9 protein-coding genes and 3 pseudogenes are annotated in these 14,720 nt (G+C 50.4%); 9 read left to right on the forward strand and 3 right to left on the reverse strand.

All coding sequences use genetic code 11. The annotated features are described in order from the left end of the window. Window positions 1-21 precede the first annotated feature (21 nt). Together O9H85_RS15035 and fdhF are read right to left on the reverse strand one after the other, a co-directional pair. Window positions 22-504 (reverse strand): helical membrane plugin domain-containing protein, encoded by a 483-nt coding sequence (locus tag O9H85_RS15035; RefSeq protein ID WP_269882245.1) that lies wholly within the window; start codon window positions 502-504, stop codon window positions 22-24. Window positions 505-518: 14 nt separating this feature from the next. Beyond that, window positions 519-3,461: a formate dehydrogenase subunit alpha gene (gene fdhF, locus O9H85_RS15040; RefSeq protein ID WP_269882246.1), complete on the reverse strand. Its 2,943-nt coding sequence runs from the start codon at window positions 3,459-3,461 to the stop codon at window positions 519-521. 350 nt (window positions 3,462-3,811) lie between these two features. Here fdhF and O9H85_RS15045 point away from each other — a divergent pair, with 350 nt between their 5' ends. The 5 genes and pseudogenes from O9H85_RS15045 to O9H85_RS15065 all read left to right on the forward strand — a co-directional run bounded on the left by O9H85_RS15045 (window position 3,812) and on the right by O9H85_RS15065 (window position 9,807). Further along, window positions 3,812-4,168, forward strand: a complete 357-nt coding sequence (locus tag O9H85_RS15045; RefSeq protein WP_269882247.1) for a Na-translocating system protein MpsC family protein — start codon at window positions 3,812-3,814, stop codon at window positions 4,166-4,168. 5 nt (window positions 4,169-4,173) lie between these two features. Beyond that, on the forward strand, window positions 4,174-4,968 hold the full coding sequence (gene fdhD, locus O9H85_RS15050; RefSeq protein WP_269882248.1) for a formate dehydrogenase accessory sulfurtransferase FdhD: 795 nt from the start codon (window positions 4,174-4,176) through the stop codon (window positions 4,966-4,968). A gap of 248 nt (window positions 4,969-5,216) precedes the next feature. After that, a complete protein-coding gene (locus O9H85_RS15055) occupies window positions 5,217-6,002 on the forward strand; it encodes a formate/nitrite transporter family protein (protein WP_269882249.1) in 786 nt (261 codons plus the stop codon). Between the two features lie 47 nt (window positions 6,003-6,049). Beyond that, window positions 6,050-6,907, forward strand: a pseudogene (locus O9H85_RS15060) (NAD(P)-dependent alcohol dehydrogenase); the annotation flags it as partial. Window positions 6,908-7,440: 533 nt separating this feature from the next. After that, complete coding sequence (locus O9H85_RS15065) at window positions 7,441-9,807, forward strand: glycosyl hydrolase family 95 catalytic domain-containing protein (RefSeq protein WP_269882250.1); 2,367 nt, start codon at window positions 7,441-7,443, stop codon at window positions 9,805-9,807. On the opposite strand, the gene O9H85_RS15070 is transcribed toward O9H85_RS15065, so the two are convergent. Beyond that, complete coding sequence (locus tag O9H85_RS15070; protein ID WP_269882251.1) at window positions 9,764-10,663, reverse strand: helix-turn-helix domain-containing protein; 900 nt, start codon at window positions 10,661-10,663, stop codon at window positions 9,764-9,766. The genes O9H85_RS15065 and O9H85_RS15070 overlap by 44 nt on opposite strands. 204 nt (window positions 10,664-10,867) lie before the next feature. On the opposite strand from O9H85_RS15070, the pseudogene O9H85_RS15075 reads away from it, so the two are divergent. From O9H85_RS15075 to O9H85_RS15085, 4 genes and pseudogenes are all read left to right on the forward strand, one after another. Next, a pseudogene (locus O9H85_RS15075) lies at window positions 10,868-11,659 on the forward strand (ABC transporter substrate-binding protein); the annotation flags it as partial. A gap of 44 nt (window positions 11,660-11,703) precedes the next feature. Next, window positions 11,704-11,874 (forward strand): annotated as a pseudogene (locus O9H85_RS37760) (hypothetical protein); the annotation flags it as partial. A 57-nt stretch (window positions 11,875-11,931) separates the two neighbouring features. Continuing rightward, a complete protein-coding gene (locus O9H85_RS15080) occupies window positions 11,932-12,210 on the forward strand; it encodes a hypothetical protein (RefSeq protein ID WP_269882253.1) in 279 nt (92 codons plus the stop codon). A gap of 41 nt (window positions 12,211-12,251) precedes the next feature. Further along, the gene (locus O9H85_RS15085) at window positions 12,252-14,708 is read left to right on the forward strand and encodes a glycosylhydrolase-like jelly roll fold domain-containing protein (protein WP_269882254.1); all 2,457 of its coding nucleotides are present in this window, start codon (window positions 12,252-12,254) and stop codon (window positions 14,706-14,708) included. Window positions 14,709-14,720 lie beyond the last annotated feature (12 nt).

Here is a 14,720-nt window from a genome sequence, read left to right on the forward strand (position 1 = left end):
TCATTCCTTTTAATTTTCGAATCATTCTTCTTTTAATCCTTTGCCTAACCCTTTCATGAAATAAATTCCAAATCCAATTGCGCGATTTATATCCGGATCATTTAATACTTTTAAAAGATCAAACATGCTTATTTTATTATTGCTTTGCAGGTGTTTGCTTCCTTCGTCCATCCCTTGCACCACACTGCCGGCAAGCTTCTTCGTAAGCTCCGTGTCGAGGCTGGTTAAAAGGCCGGCTGCCCCCATTAGATTATTGATCAAATTCGTAACCGGCTCGCGTGTCGCTTGGTTGAGGACGATTTTCGCGATGCTTTCTTTTGCTTTAAGCATGGATTGGACGGCTTCCAGAATTCCGCTGTCATGCAGTTCCCGCACAATTTCTATCGTCTTTTTGAGAGCAGCGTCGTTTTCCGCCAGATCAGCTGAGAGCTGATCCAGCGACTGTTTCTTCCTTTCATTTTCCGTTGGAATCTGCTTACGAATTGTCGCAATAGGTTTAGCCAAGATTCCCGACCTCCTTATTCTTGATCCACTAGAGCTACATAACCGGGACGGTTCCATTTGCGGTGTACTTCAACCCCGTTTTGCGGATGGCGCTTTTTATTTCGTTGATTATTATGAGGTAGCGGGATATCTCCATCTAATTCCAGGATTTGCATCCGAACCTTGGTTTGCTTGTAGGCCGGGGTAGCCGTTTTGACATCATGCGCCCCGCCGGTTAACAGATTCACTGCACTGTCATGGGTATTCGAATGCATAGGAACATAAATGTCTTTTCCTTTCATTCTGTCAGTAACAACAACACGGAGCTTAACGGCACCGTAAGGCGATTCCAAACGAACCAGCGTTCCGTCCTTGACTCTACGCTCTTTAGCCAACTCCGGCGATATTTCCACAAACACATTAGGAAGCTTGAGTTGAATGCCTTTGGATTTGGCTGTCAGATTTCCTTCGTGGAACTGTTCCAGCAAACGGCCGTTGTCCAGCGTCAGATCAAATTCCGCCGGGAACTCCTCAGGCGGGATATACTCTAAGAGTGACAAACGCGCTTTTTTATCCGGGAAATTGAATCCCTTTGTATGGAGAAGCGGCGTGTTGCTTCCGTCTGGCGAGCCCCAGTGGAAGCTGTTCCAGCCTTCCAGTACGTCGTAATTACATTGTGAGAAGAACGGCGTGAGCGATGCCATCTCGGCGAAGATTTCACGTGGATGACTATAATTCCAATCAAATCCCATATGTTTCGCAAATTGACTGAAAATCCACCAGTCGGGTTTGCTGTCACCAACCGGTTCTAGTACTTGATACAGCCGCTGCACACGACGTTCGGTATTTGTAAACGTCCCATCTTTTTCTAACGATGGCACAGCTGGCAAAATGATATCGGCAAATTGAGCGGTTGTGCTCAGGAATACGTCTTGAACCACAAGGAATTCAACATTCGCGAGCACCTCTTGGGTGTAGTTGGAGTCTATATCGACCCATGCCATCTCTTCACCGGCAATGTACATGCCTTTCATCTCACCGCGCATTATCGCTTCTAACATTGCGTTATTATCAAGGCCGCGCTGGGCTGGAAGTTGCACCCCATAGGCCGCTTCAAATTTGGCGCGAATTGCATCGTTAGTAACAGGCTGGTATCCAGGGAAAATATCCGGCATGGTGCCCATGTCAGCGGCGCCTTGAACGTTATTATGCCCGCGAAGCGGATACGCGCCCGCGCCAGGACGCATAAAGTTCCCTGTAACAAGGAGCAGATTGGCTATCGCAGTGGATGTATGCGAGCCTGCTACGTTTTGTGTTACGCCCATACCCCAGCAAATTGCAGTTCCGTCTGCATCGCGAATCATTTCTGCCACTTTAATTAACGTTTCTTTTGGAATGCCGGTTTCTTTCTCAGCGAATTCCAAAGTGTAGGTCTGAAGCACTTTCAAATATTCCGGATAGAAGTTCACATGCTCTTCAATGAATTTCGGATTGTGCCAGTTTTGATCGATCATGTATTTGGTAACAGCCGATAACCAAACATAATCGGTTCCTTGCTTCGGACGAATGAACAAATCGGCGCGGTCTGCCATTTCATGCCTGCGAAGGTCAACGGTAATGAGCTTTTGCCCATGTAATTTATGCGCGCGTTTGATGCGCGTTGCCAGTACCGGATGTCCATCACCAGGAGCACACCCGACGAGGATGACTAGTCCTGCTGAGGCGATGTCTTTAATAGTTCCGGAGTCACCGCCGACTCCACCGGTCTGCTGCAGGCCCCAAGATGCCGGAGATTGGCAGTACCGCGAGCAGTTGTCAACGTTGTGCGTTTGAAAGATTTGACGGGCTATTTTTTGCATCAAGTAGTTTTCTTCGTTAGTGAACTTGGATGATGAGATGAATCCAAGCGCTTTCCCGCCATACGTTTCTTTAATGGCACCGAACTTGCTTGCCATTAGGCTCAACGCTTCTTCCCATGTCGCTTCTACAAATTCATCTCCTTGACGGATCAATGGTTTCGTCAAGCGCTGCTCGCTATTGACGAAATCCCAGCCAAACTTTCCTTTTACGCAAGTCGAAATTCCGTTAACAGGCGCTTCCGAGCTCGGTTGAACTTTCAGAATTTTGCGGCCCTTCGTCCAAACCTCGAAGGTGCAGCCAACACCGCAGAATGTGCAGACGGTTTTTGTTTTTTTCGTCCGAGTCTCACGCATTGCGGCTTCTACTTCAGAGATTGCGAAGATGCCGCTGTAACCCGGCTCCACTTCCTTAATCAGGCCAATCATCGGATTTAACAAGTCTTTTTCGATACCGCTCATGAAGCCGGCTTCACCCAGCATGGATTTTTCCATCAAGGCGTTACAAGGGCAGACTGTCACGCATTGACCGCAGCTAACGCAGGAGGAATCGTTAATAGCCGATCCATCATCCCATATAACGCGAGGACGCTCCGCTTCCCAGTCAATGGACAACGTTTCATTGACCTGAAGGTTTTGACAAACCTCAACGCATTGACCGCATGCGATACACTGGTTAGGGTCATAACGATAGAAAGGGTGGGACATATCAACTTCAGATACGTCTGCTTTTGGTGTATAGGGGTATTTTTGGTGTTCAATCTCCATCAACTCAGCTGTGTTATGTAACTTACAGTTTCCGTTGTTGTTGTCACATACCGTACAGTAGAGCAGGTGATTTTCTAATAAGCGATCCATCGCTTCAGTTTGAGCCTCTTTTGCACCCTTTGATGACAATTCAATGTTCATGCCGTTCATTGCAACCATGGAGCAAGAACGTACAAGCTTTCCATCGACCTCCACAATACAGGTATCACACGTTTGTATGGGGTCTACTTCGGGTACGTAACAGATTTGCGGATGCTTGAGCTCATTTTGATTAATGATTTCCAAGATCGTTAAACCCGGATCAGCTTGATACCCTTTGCCGTCAATAGTAATTCTAACCATGTTGTCGTTCATGGTTTACCTCCTTTTAGACAAATAAAAAAACCACCATGAGCAATACACGCCTGGGTGACAGGAACGGTGCGTGCTCATGGTGGAATAGTTCATTAGCAGTCCTTGCTAACATACCAATCCATTTACGTGGGAATGAAATAATAGAACCATAACAATAATATATCATGACTCCATCTTTAACGTTTATTATTATAGCGCTTAACCAGAGTATAAACAACATATAACTATTTATTGGAATATCCAGTTTCGGAATCCACACTTTTTTTTTTTGCATTGTTGATTTATGATTAAAAAACTAATTAGGCAAACGTAATCATTTAAAACAAACGGTTTAACGAGGAGGAATAAACATGTCAAAAATGGTACATGATTTTAATGATATTATTCGAAAGCTTCGCAAAGATTTGTTTGGCAAAGGGCCGGAACGCATTCATACGGTATTTGTCGAGAACATGGCTATTTCCACGCTGTATGGAAATTTGACGCCTACGGAAAAGTTTATTGCAAGTAGACCGGATGGTACAGATATGGTTCATATAGCCCGAACTAAAATGATACAGCAAGTGTACTCGACAAATGTTCCGAAAGGGATAGAGGAAATCGTCGGCGCCAAATTGGTTCACCTGTTTACGGATATGAAGGTAGAAGAAGATATTGCAGTTTCCGTGTTTGTATTTGATAAAAACATAGCATTAGAGAGGGCCTAATGATCATGAAACCAATCGAGGTGAAAAGGGAAATCCTTCGTTTTGTTCATGGTCACGCTGAAGCTGTTGAGGACAGCATTGTAACGGAATATCCGGTCACGGTGAAAATTAACGGGCAGGAATTTGCTACTATGGTTTGTACGCCGGAATTTATAGAAGATATGGTTATAGGTTTTTTGGCATCCGAAGGCATTATCAGGAAATACGAAGATATTGAAAAAATCTGGATACAGGAAACAGAAGGGTTTGTCCATGTGACAACAACAAAAATCAATCCTTATTACCGTGATTTTCAAAGCAAACGATATATTACCTCCTGCTGCGGGATGAGCAGACAAGGATTTGTTTTTGTAAACGATGCATTGACCGCCAAGAAGATGGAGGATATTCGTGTAAAAATATCCATCGATGATTGTTTTCGATTAATGAATGAAATGCAGCAATCTGCGGATACTTTTCATCATACGGGCGGGGTCCACAATGCGGCCTTATGTGACGCCAATGGAATTGTTTTAAGTCGGATGGACATAGGACGACATAATGCTTTGGACAAAATTTATGGCTATTGTTTAAAAAATGACATTCCCATCGGAGATAAAATTATCGTTTTTAGTGGCCGCATATCCTCCGAAATTTTATTGAAAGTTGCCAAAATAGGCTGTGAAGTGATATTGTCAAAGTCAGCTCCGACAGAATTGGCGTTACAGCTGGCTGAACAATTGGGAATTACCACAATAGGCTTTATCCGTAATCAATCTCTAAATGTGTATACGTTTCCGAAACGTATTCTAAATATTTGATAATACATTTTTAAAATAATATTGCTGGCATCTTCCTTTTTTGTTATGATGGACAATGCCTGTATATAAAGATGTATATGCAAAATGGAAAGTATGCAAGTTTTGTATATTTTCTATTCTAGTGATAGTGATGATGATTGATATCCTTGTAGGAAAGCGTGCATGGATATTAAGCAGCATTCGAGAACCCGTACCTTGCGTAGGGAACTTGATGCTGCTTTTTTATTTGACAAAATGGAGGAATTGTTATGGCGTATCATACACCAAGAAAAATCGCCGGTATTGCGATAGAAGCTGGAGTCCAAAAGACGAAGTTATCTCTATCAACCATGCTAATGCTTGGTTTTTTGGGAGGAGCATTCATTGCGTTAGGTTTTTTACTTGATATTCGGGTTACTGGCAGTTTGCCGCAACAATGGGGCAGCTTATCCAATTTGCTGGGAGGCAGCGTTTTTCCTTTGGGGCTTATCCTAGTTATTCTGGCAGGAGGAGAACTCATTACAGGGAACTTGATGTCAATGTCTTTAGCACTTTATGCGCGGAAAATTTCTTTGAAACAGTTACTGAATAATTGGTTTTGGATAACTTTGACTAACTTTGCCGGTGCTCTTTTCGTTGCTTATTTTTTCGGACATGTGGTCGGATTGACAGAAACAGGGCCCTATTTAGCTAAAACCGTGGCTATAGCTCAGGCAAAATTACAGGACAATTTTGGACAAACCTTAATTTCTGCCATTGGTTGTAACTGGCTTGTTTGCCTTGCGATTTGGATTGCTTATGGGGCGGACGATATCATTGGGAAAATGGTTGGAATGTGGTTTCCGGTTATGGCATTTGTCGCCATTGGCTTTCAGCACGTTGTAGCAAATATGTTTGTAATTCCGGCAGCCATTTTTGCGGGTCATTTTTCATGGGGAGCTTTTGCAGGGAATATTGTTCCTGCTTTTATAGGAAATGTAATTGGCGGTGCTGTATTTGTGGGGTTTGTATACTTCATATCTTTCCAAAAAAGTTTGAAGGAAGAACTCCGATGAGGTTATCGGCTATCATTTAACCGAATCTATTAGATAAAGGAGAAGTCGGACTCGTAGCTGCTGTAGGCTCCGGCGTGACGAAGTTCTCGGTGGGAGATCGTGTGGGAGTAGGCTGCTTCGTCGATTCTTACGGAGAATGCGAGTATTGTTTGGCAGGCGAGGAGCAATATTGCAAAAAAGGAGTCGTTCAAACATACAACTCGTTGGACTATGACGGGAATCCCACTTATGGCGGATACAGCCAGAACATTGTCGTAACCGAGGGCTTCGTAGTCCGCATTCCGGACAACCTTTCTATGGATGTCGCTGCTCCGTTGCTGTGCGCCGGCATTACCACTTATTCTCCGCTAAAACATTGGAATGCCGGTCCGGGCAAGAAAGTCGCCGTTGTCGGCATGGGCGGGCTAGGACACCTCGCGGTGCAAATCGCTCACGCGATGGGTGCGGAAGTTACCGTACTTAGCCAATCCTTAAGCAAGCAAGAAGAAGCTTACCGTTTTTGCGCCGATCATTATTACGCAACCCGTGACGAAGATACTTTTACCAAGCTGTCTGGCACGTTCGATCTCATTTTAAATACGGTTTCAGCAAATCTTGACGTGAACGCATACCTGTCGCTTCTGCGTGTAGATGGAACGCTTGTTAACGTTGGTGCACCATCCAAACCGGACTCCTATCACGTATTTTCGCTTATTATGGGCCGGCGAAGCCTTGCCGGATCGCTCGTAGGCGAAATCTGGGAGACTCAGGAAATGCTCGATTTCTGTGCTGAGCACGGTATTGCTCCCATGATCGAGTTGATCGGTGCAAACGCTAAAGAAGTACAACATGCTTGGTCGCGTGTCAAACAAGCGGACGTACGTTATCGCTTCGTTATCGACACCGCGTTGCTTAACCAGAATTAACATTAGGAAGCTCTCCGAGGGAAGAAGGCATTGTATTCAGTAAGAAGAAGACCTGCTGGCTGATGCGGTAGGACGATTTCAAAGAAGCCCCATCTGTTTCAACCTCACATAAAATGAACGGGTCAGGCTACCAGCTTTATGCCTGACTCGTTTGCATTTTTATTCAATCTGATGCTTAATTTCCATTTTCTAACGATTTCTGTCTAAGATAAATTATTAAACGATGTGTTTTAGAAGAAAAACAAGCGTCCCTATGCCTTGAAGCGTCCCGGGGACGCTTATTGCCGTTTAGCCGGTTCTAAAATGATTTAACCATGGTGATGTCAATGTACGCTCCTTATCAAATTGTTGGAGAATAGGACAAATGAACCGCGCTTTCTGCAACGACGAGTCGGCCCGAGCGGGCTATAATGAGCTTCAGGGACATCGACGAGCAATAGGAGGACGACGGCATATGACGGAAACGGACACAAGAAATAAGCTGATTTTAAAATATCCCGCCTCCTGGTCGGGGGGGCATGTGGAGGGAAGGGTTGCCTTCCGGAAACGGGACGATCGGAGCATCGGTTCTCGGTGCCGTGAGGGACGAAACGATTATCATCAATCACGCTGATTTATGGCATGGAGGAGTCAAGGATACGCTGCCGGACGTAAGCCGCACCTTGCCGGAAACCCGCAGGCTCATGTCCGAGGGCAAGTACCTCGAAGCCAGCTGGCATTTGACCCGCACGCTGAAGGAAACGGGCTACCATACGCGATTGGCCGCCAAGCTGCCTCTGGCTGAGATCAGGCTCTCGATGCCGGGCGAACACGCTTTTCGGCAATACCGGAGAAGCGTCGACATGGAAACCGGCGAAGTAACCGTGAAATGGCAGGCCGGAGACGCGAGGTACGAACGAAATTTGTTTGTTTCCCGTGCGCACGATTGCATTATCTACGAGATCAAGGCGGCCGGAGCCTTCTTGAACGGACGGATTGGTCTGGCCTTCCGGAGAAGCGAGCAGGCGAATAAAGCCGAGAAGCTCAAGGAGCTTGAGGAAACGGCGGAATGCTGTGCTGCGGACGGGTATTCCTATTTTGCTGCGGCAAACGACGACGGTACGGATTATGGGGCGGTCCTGCGTTGGATCCCGCTGGGCGGAAGCCCCGAAATCAGCACGTCTCAAGATGGGAGTCTCCGGTTTGAAGGCTGCACGAAAGGGTTGGCGCTGGTCAAGGTATTCGTCAAGGGAGACCGGAGCAAGGACTGGTACCGGCTGAAGGAAGAGCTCGCCCTTTTGGATCCGTCCTATGAAAGTCATCTCGCAATGCATGCCGAGCTGCACGGAAGACTGTTCTCCTCCGTAACTTTGGATCTGGGAGGGGACCGCCGGGACCGGTCGAACGAAGAATTGCTGCTGGAGGCTTATGAAGGGGAAGCACCGACCGCACTGGTGGAGAAAATGTGGTCCTTCGGCCGGTATTTGTTTATTTCTGGCACGGCTCCGAACGCCATGCCGTTCGGCATGTACGGGCTGTGGGCCGGGGACTACCGGCTGGTGTGGTGCCACAACATGGCCAATGAAAATGTCCAGATGATGTACTGGCATGCGGCGGCCGGTGGGCTGACGGAATTGATGCCGGCCTTATTCAACTATTACGGCAGCATGATGGACGATTTCCGTGAGTGCGCGATGAAGCTGTACGGCTGCAGAGGCATCTACATCCCGGCCGGCTCCACGCCGGGGATCGGGCTCCCCAATCAGATTGTGCCGGTCATCATGAACTGGACCGGCGCGGCCGGATGGCTGGCGAGACACTATTACGAGTATTATGTGTACACCGGAGATACGGATTTCTTGCTGGAAACGGCGCTCCCCTTCATGCGGGAAGCGGCGCAGTTCTACGAGGATTTCGCGGTGCTGGGGGACGACGGACGCTACAAGCTGTACCCCTCGGTATCGCCGGAGAATACGCCGCTCAATTTCATGCCTCCCAATAATGAACCGTTGGCTCATCCCATGCCGACGACGATCAATGCGACCATGGATATCGCGATCCTGAAGGAGCTGCTCACCCATCTGATTGAAGGGAGCGAAGCCGCCGGGCGTTATACGGTCGAGACGAAGAAATGGAGGAGCATACTGGAGCGCATCCCCTCCTACGCCGTGAATTCGGACGGGGCCGTCCGGGAATGGATTCATCCCGCCTTCGAGGACCGGTATGAGCACCGTCACATCTCGCACCTGTACCCGATCTTCCCTGGGCAGGAATTTACGAAGGAAGAGGAGCCGGAGCTGTTCGAGGCGTTCGAAATCGCTGTTCGCAAACGGGTGATCGGCGCGCAGAGCGGCTGGTCGCTGGCTCACATGGCTTCCGTTTATGCCCGGCTCGGCATGGGGGATCAAGCTTTGGAGTCGCTGGACTTGTTATCTCGTTCTTGTCTATTGAACAATTTCGTCACGCTGCACAACGATTGGCGGAACATGGGAATCTCGATGAATCGAACGGATGCTCCCATCCAAATGGACGCTAACATGGGGTTCGTCCACGCCGTACAGGAAATGCTGCTCTACGGCTCGCGAGACCTCGTGAAATTGCTGCCTGCCCTGCCGTCGAAGTGGGTCCGGGGGAATGTCCGGGGCTTGAGATTTTGCACCGGCAGCGTATCGATGACTTGGGATCGAAACGCCGGTACGATCGAGGCCGTGCTGTCGGCGGACAGAGAGACGGATATCCGGATCGGGCTGCCCGAGTGGGCGGACCGGGTCCTGACAGCCGTGCCGGAAGGGGAAGGCCGTCTGTCGCCCGCCGGCAAAGGCTTCTATCGTTTGCGGTTGTTGCCGGGACAGCAATGCATTCTGCGGAGCGAAGCGCTTAGCGATGCTTTGCCCGATACATGGTTGGCGTCATCCCCATAACATTGCGGAACGCTTTGGAGAAGTAATGGATGGAGGAATAGCCGTATTTTTGCGCGATGTCCGTTACGGTGAGCAGGGTGCAGCTTAAGTCTTCGGCGGCGTGATGCAGCCTCAGCTGCTGCAAGTATTCTTTGGGCGTGAAGCCCGTATCGGCCTTGAACAAGTCGTGGAAGCGGCTGCGTCCCATGCCGAGCTCAGCGGCCCATTCGTACAAATGGCGTTCGCACGCTTCGAGCGGCTCGGAGCTGATCCTTTGGAGCAGCTTTGTAATCCGGGAGTCCGTACCGCCATGGAGCATCGCAAAAGCTAAATAGTGATGGAGAAACGTTTGAAACGCTCCGTTATATTTTAAGGAATCCCACGGATTTTGACGGTCGAGCAGCTCGGGGGGCGGCGTGAAGGCGTTGAAGTAGGATACCCAGAGCGGGATATTGTTCACCTTAGCGCGGTCTCTCAGCTTCAGATCGGGAAGGGCCCCGATCAATTCTTCGCGGAACGCCGATTCGGCCCCCGTGAAATAGTTCCTCTGAAAGTGAAAGCCGGGCCTGCCGACGAAGCTCCAGTCAAAATAAACGCAGCGGTGAACCATCGGATCGGCGGAGTCCGCCGTCCAGCGGTGGATGCTGCCGGCCGGAATATAAACGAGTGTCCCGGGCTCCAGCCGAATATCTTCGTTCCGCAGCCGGAGGGTGCCTTTCCCGGATTCGATTAACACGATCTCGTTCGCGTAGCATCTTCTGAGCGGTGTGGCTTCGACCGCGCCGAACTCGTATTTTTGCGCAAAAAGCAGCAGGGGATTGATGTTGGAATAGCGTGTCACATAATCCGTCTGGAACCGGTAAACCGGGATTTTCATCTTGCGTCACATCCTTTCGGCTGACAATGGAAGCGCTGCCCTAACCTCATGATAAACAACTACGGGATACGCTTCAAGATGATTGGACAAAAGGATAAATAACGCCGCCTGGAACAAAGACAGGGTAGGCGCGTGCCGCTATAATGGACCTAACCGCAGCCAAGGCTTTACGGACATGAGCAACGAATAGAGGAGGGGTTTCGCATGCGGGGGGATCGTTTTCATTGGTTACTTGCTTGTCTGGTAACGGCTTTCAGCGTGGCGGGCTGTTCGGCCCATTCTTCCGATCACCCGGACGGCGTTTCCTCCAAAGGAGGTACGGATCAAGCGCCAAGCTCATCCGCCGCACAGCAGCAAGTAGAGCTGACCGTCTACTCGGCGGGAGGAACGGATAAGGACGAATTCGACAAAAACTTCAGGGAACCTATCGAGAAGAAATTTCCGGGACTTAAAATCAAATACATCAACCCTCGGGACGGGGACGGGAGCAAGTTCGAGAACCTGATCTTAACCGGAACCAATGTCGACCTCTATTACGAGTCGATCGGAACCTTCTTCTCAACGTTATCCCGGAATAAGGCGCAATTCGACTTAACCGATCTGATCAAGAAAAACAACGTGGACTTAACCCGGTTCGAGCCTACCCTAATCGATGCTTTACGCGACAATGGGAAAGGCCAAATCTGGGGACTTCCGGTGACGACGAACAGCATGTCGCTTTACTACAATAAAGCCATCTTCGATAAGTTCGGCGTTCCTTACCTGAAGGACGGGATGTCCTGGGAGGAATTGTTCGACGTGGCAAGTAAATTCAACCGGACGGATGGAGGCAAAAAGTACGTAGGACTTGCCATCTCTCCAAGCCATAGCATGAGAATGAATCCTTATTCCGTTCCTTTCGTCGATCCCGGGACGGGCAAGTCAACCTTCGGCAACGAGAAATGGAAGCAAATTCTACAGCCCATTCTTGCTCCCGCCGCAGACCCGCAGTATCAGTCCAAGATGGCCGACCTGGGGGGCAAGCTTCCCTATTCCGGCGAATGGCTGAAAAGCCAGGAGCTCGCGATCTTCGGCGTCTTCTCGGATTGGCAGGTCGTCAGTCCGACTCCCGTCCCTTTGATTGGGATTTGGCGGCTTATCCTACGCCCAAGGAGAATTCGGGGATCGGCGGGCAGCAGTATCCCGTGTATTGGGCCATCCCGGCGTTCGCGAAGCATAAGGATGAAGCTTTTCAGGTCCTTCGATATTTGGTTTCCGACGAGTACCAAATGGCCTTGTCCAAGCGGGGCGGACTGACCGTTCTGACGAACCCCGAGATCCGGAAGGCTTTCGGACAAGACAGCCCGAACAAGAACAAAAATTTAGCGGAGGTATACTTTAATAAATTCGCGCCTATCTCGCCCAAAACGGAGAATGACAAAATCGCGGAGAACGCCATCACCGCACGGCTCGCGGATCTGGCAGCCGGCAGGACGGATATCAACACCGCTTTGCGGCAAGCCGCGGAAGAGGCGGATAAAGCGATCGAGGCGGCGGCTAAGAAATAATAGGACCTGCATTGACCAAAGAAGAAGCGAGGCTTGCATCCATGCATGAATCAAGCTTGAAACAGCAGTTCATCCATCCGGCGAACGAGTTTACGCCGGTCCCGTTTTGGTTCTGGAACGATGAGTTGACGATAGAGGAGCTCATCCGGCAAATCGCCGATTTTGAAGCCAAGGGGGTCATGGGCTTCGTTATTCATCCCCGAATCGGCATCCCCGAGAGGCTGGTCTATTTGTCCGACGACTATATGGCTTTAGTTGAAGCGGCCGTACAGGAAGCGGCGGACAGGGGAATGACCGTCATCTTATACGACGAAGATATGTATCCGTCCGGATCGGCTAAAGGGCTTGTGATGGACGGCAATCCGGAATATGCCAGCCGGGGCCTGAAGCTGGCGAAATTCGACTGCGACGAGCCGATTGCTCTCGATTCCGTGTTAAGTCCGGGGGATACGTTTATCTCCGCGCAAGCGGTAAGAAAGGACACCGACCGTCTAGCGGAGCCATCGTCGAGCGTTATTTTGAGTCCGCAGGACGGAATCGTTACGTTTCAGCCTCCCGGTGCGGAGAAGTGGACAATCCTCTTGTTTATCGAAACGTATTCCCGCGGAACGATCCGGGGCATCCATTTCGGAGAAGACGACGGGGAGCCCCACGCCCCAGCTTCCGCCGATCTGCTCAATCCGGAAGCCGTCCGCAAATTTATCCGCATCACGCACGAGCGGTATGCCCAGCGGCTCGGCCGCTATTTCGGAACCACGATCCGGGCTATGTTTACCGATGAGCCGGATATTCTCGGACGAAGGCATTTGAAGGGGCTGAAGCCTTGGACGAACGATTTTTTAACGTGCTTTATCCGCGAGGGAAATGAAGAGAAGGACCTGCCTCTCCTGTGGCTCGAAGGCGAGGACGCTTCGGGCGTACGCATGAAATACCGCAAGGCGGTGCAAAAGCGGTTGATGGCCGCCTATTACCGCCCTCTGAGCGAATGGTGCGCAAGCCATGGGATCGTTTTGACGGGACACCCGGCCGGCAGCGACGATATCGGCTTGCTCGAGCATTTTCAAATTCCGGGCCAGGATGTGGTGTGGCGCTGGGTAGCGCCCGAAGACGGCAAAGCGTTGGAGGGAAAGCACAGCACGGCCGCCAAATGCTCTTCCGACGCCGCCAGGCACCGGGGAAGACGGAGGAATCTGAACGAGTTTCTAGGCGTGTGCAGTCCGGGCGGCGGCTGGGCACTCAGTGCGGGCGACATGAAGTGGTACATGGACTGGCTTGCGGTCAGGGGAGTCAATATGCTGTGCCCCCACGCCTTTTACTATTCGATCGACGGACCCCGCAGAGCCGGAGAGCGGCCGCCGGACGTCGGTCCGAACAATATCTGGTGGCCGCACTACCGGGCTTTTGCCGATTATATGAAAAGAATGAGCTGGCTCATGACGGACAGCCGGAACGTAACACCGGTGGCTGTCGTTTGTAAGGAGGACCGGCTGCCTTGGCGAATCGTTAAACCGCTGTACGAGCATCAAATGGAATTTAATTATTTGGAGGAAAGCCTGCTTGTGTCCGCAGCCGAACTGGAGAATAGTACGGTTCGCATTGCGGATCAGCGCTATTCGGTTCTCCTGGTGGAGGACGAGGAGGAGCTGGAAGAAGCGACGCTTCAGGCCTTGAGTCGTTTTCGCGAGCATGGCGGCATCGTGATCGGCCTGCAGGAGGAAGAGAGTTACCCGGAAGCATTCGGAGCCGGAGCGGACGCCGGTAATCCGATGCTGAACGCATTGGACCGTTATTTGGAGCGCGATGTCCTGCTGGAACCGCCGTGCAAGGAGATCCGGGTAAGCCATGTCGTGAAAGACGGTCATCATTTTTATGTTCTCGTGAATGAAGGGGAAGCGCGTTACGAGGGCGGGGTCCTTACAGCGGTTTCCGGATCCGTCGAGCAGTGGGATGCATGGGAAGGGGATATTCGGCAGGCTGAGGTTTATCCAAAGGGCGAAGGGACATACGTTCGGATTATCTTGGAACGCAGACAATCCGTCATTCTGCATGTGGATCCGAAGGCGGAACCGATCCTGGTTCCCGCGCGCAGCGAGTCGTCACCGGTTCAAGCACTCATGCTTACGGACGGCTGGGATATCGCCGCCTCCGGCTTTCCGATAATCCCGGAGGGCCTCGGCTCTTGGATAGCCTATCCGGAGCTGAAGGGCGTATCGGGAACGGCGGTTTATTCCTGCCGGTTTGAGCTTGAGACCGTGGAAGCGGGTCGTCCCCTCACGCTTGATCTGGGCGACGTGCATGAAATCGCCGAGGTCCGGATTAACGGTCAAGCGGCGGGCGTCGCGATGTGGCACCCTTACACCGTTAGAATTGACCATCTGGTTAAGCAGGGAGCGAATGAACTGTCCGTTGCCGTTACGAACAGCTTGGCGAACCGGATGGATGGAGCCGCCCTTCCTTCCGGCCTGATCGGTCCTGTAAGGCTCTTGGAACATTCTTAGTTGATAAGAATT

Origin of the sequence: Paenibacillus gyeongsangnamensis (assembly GCF_027533625.1) — a bacterium.
Taxonomy (GTDB): Bacteria; Bacillota; Bacilli; order Paenibacillales; family NBRC-103111; genus Paenibacillus_G; species Paenibacillus_G gyeongsangnamensis.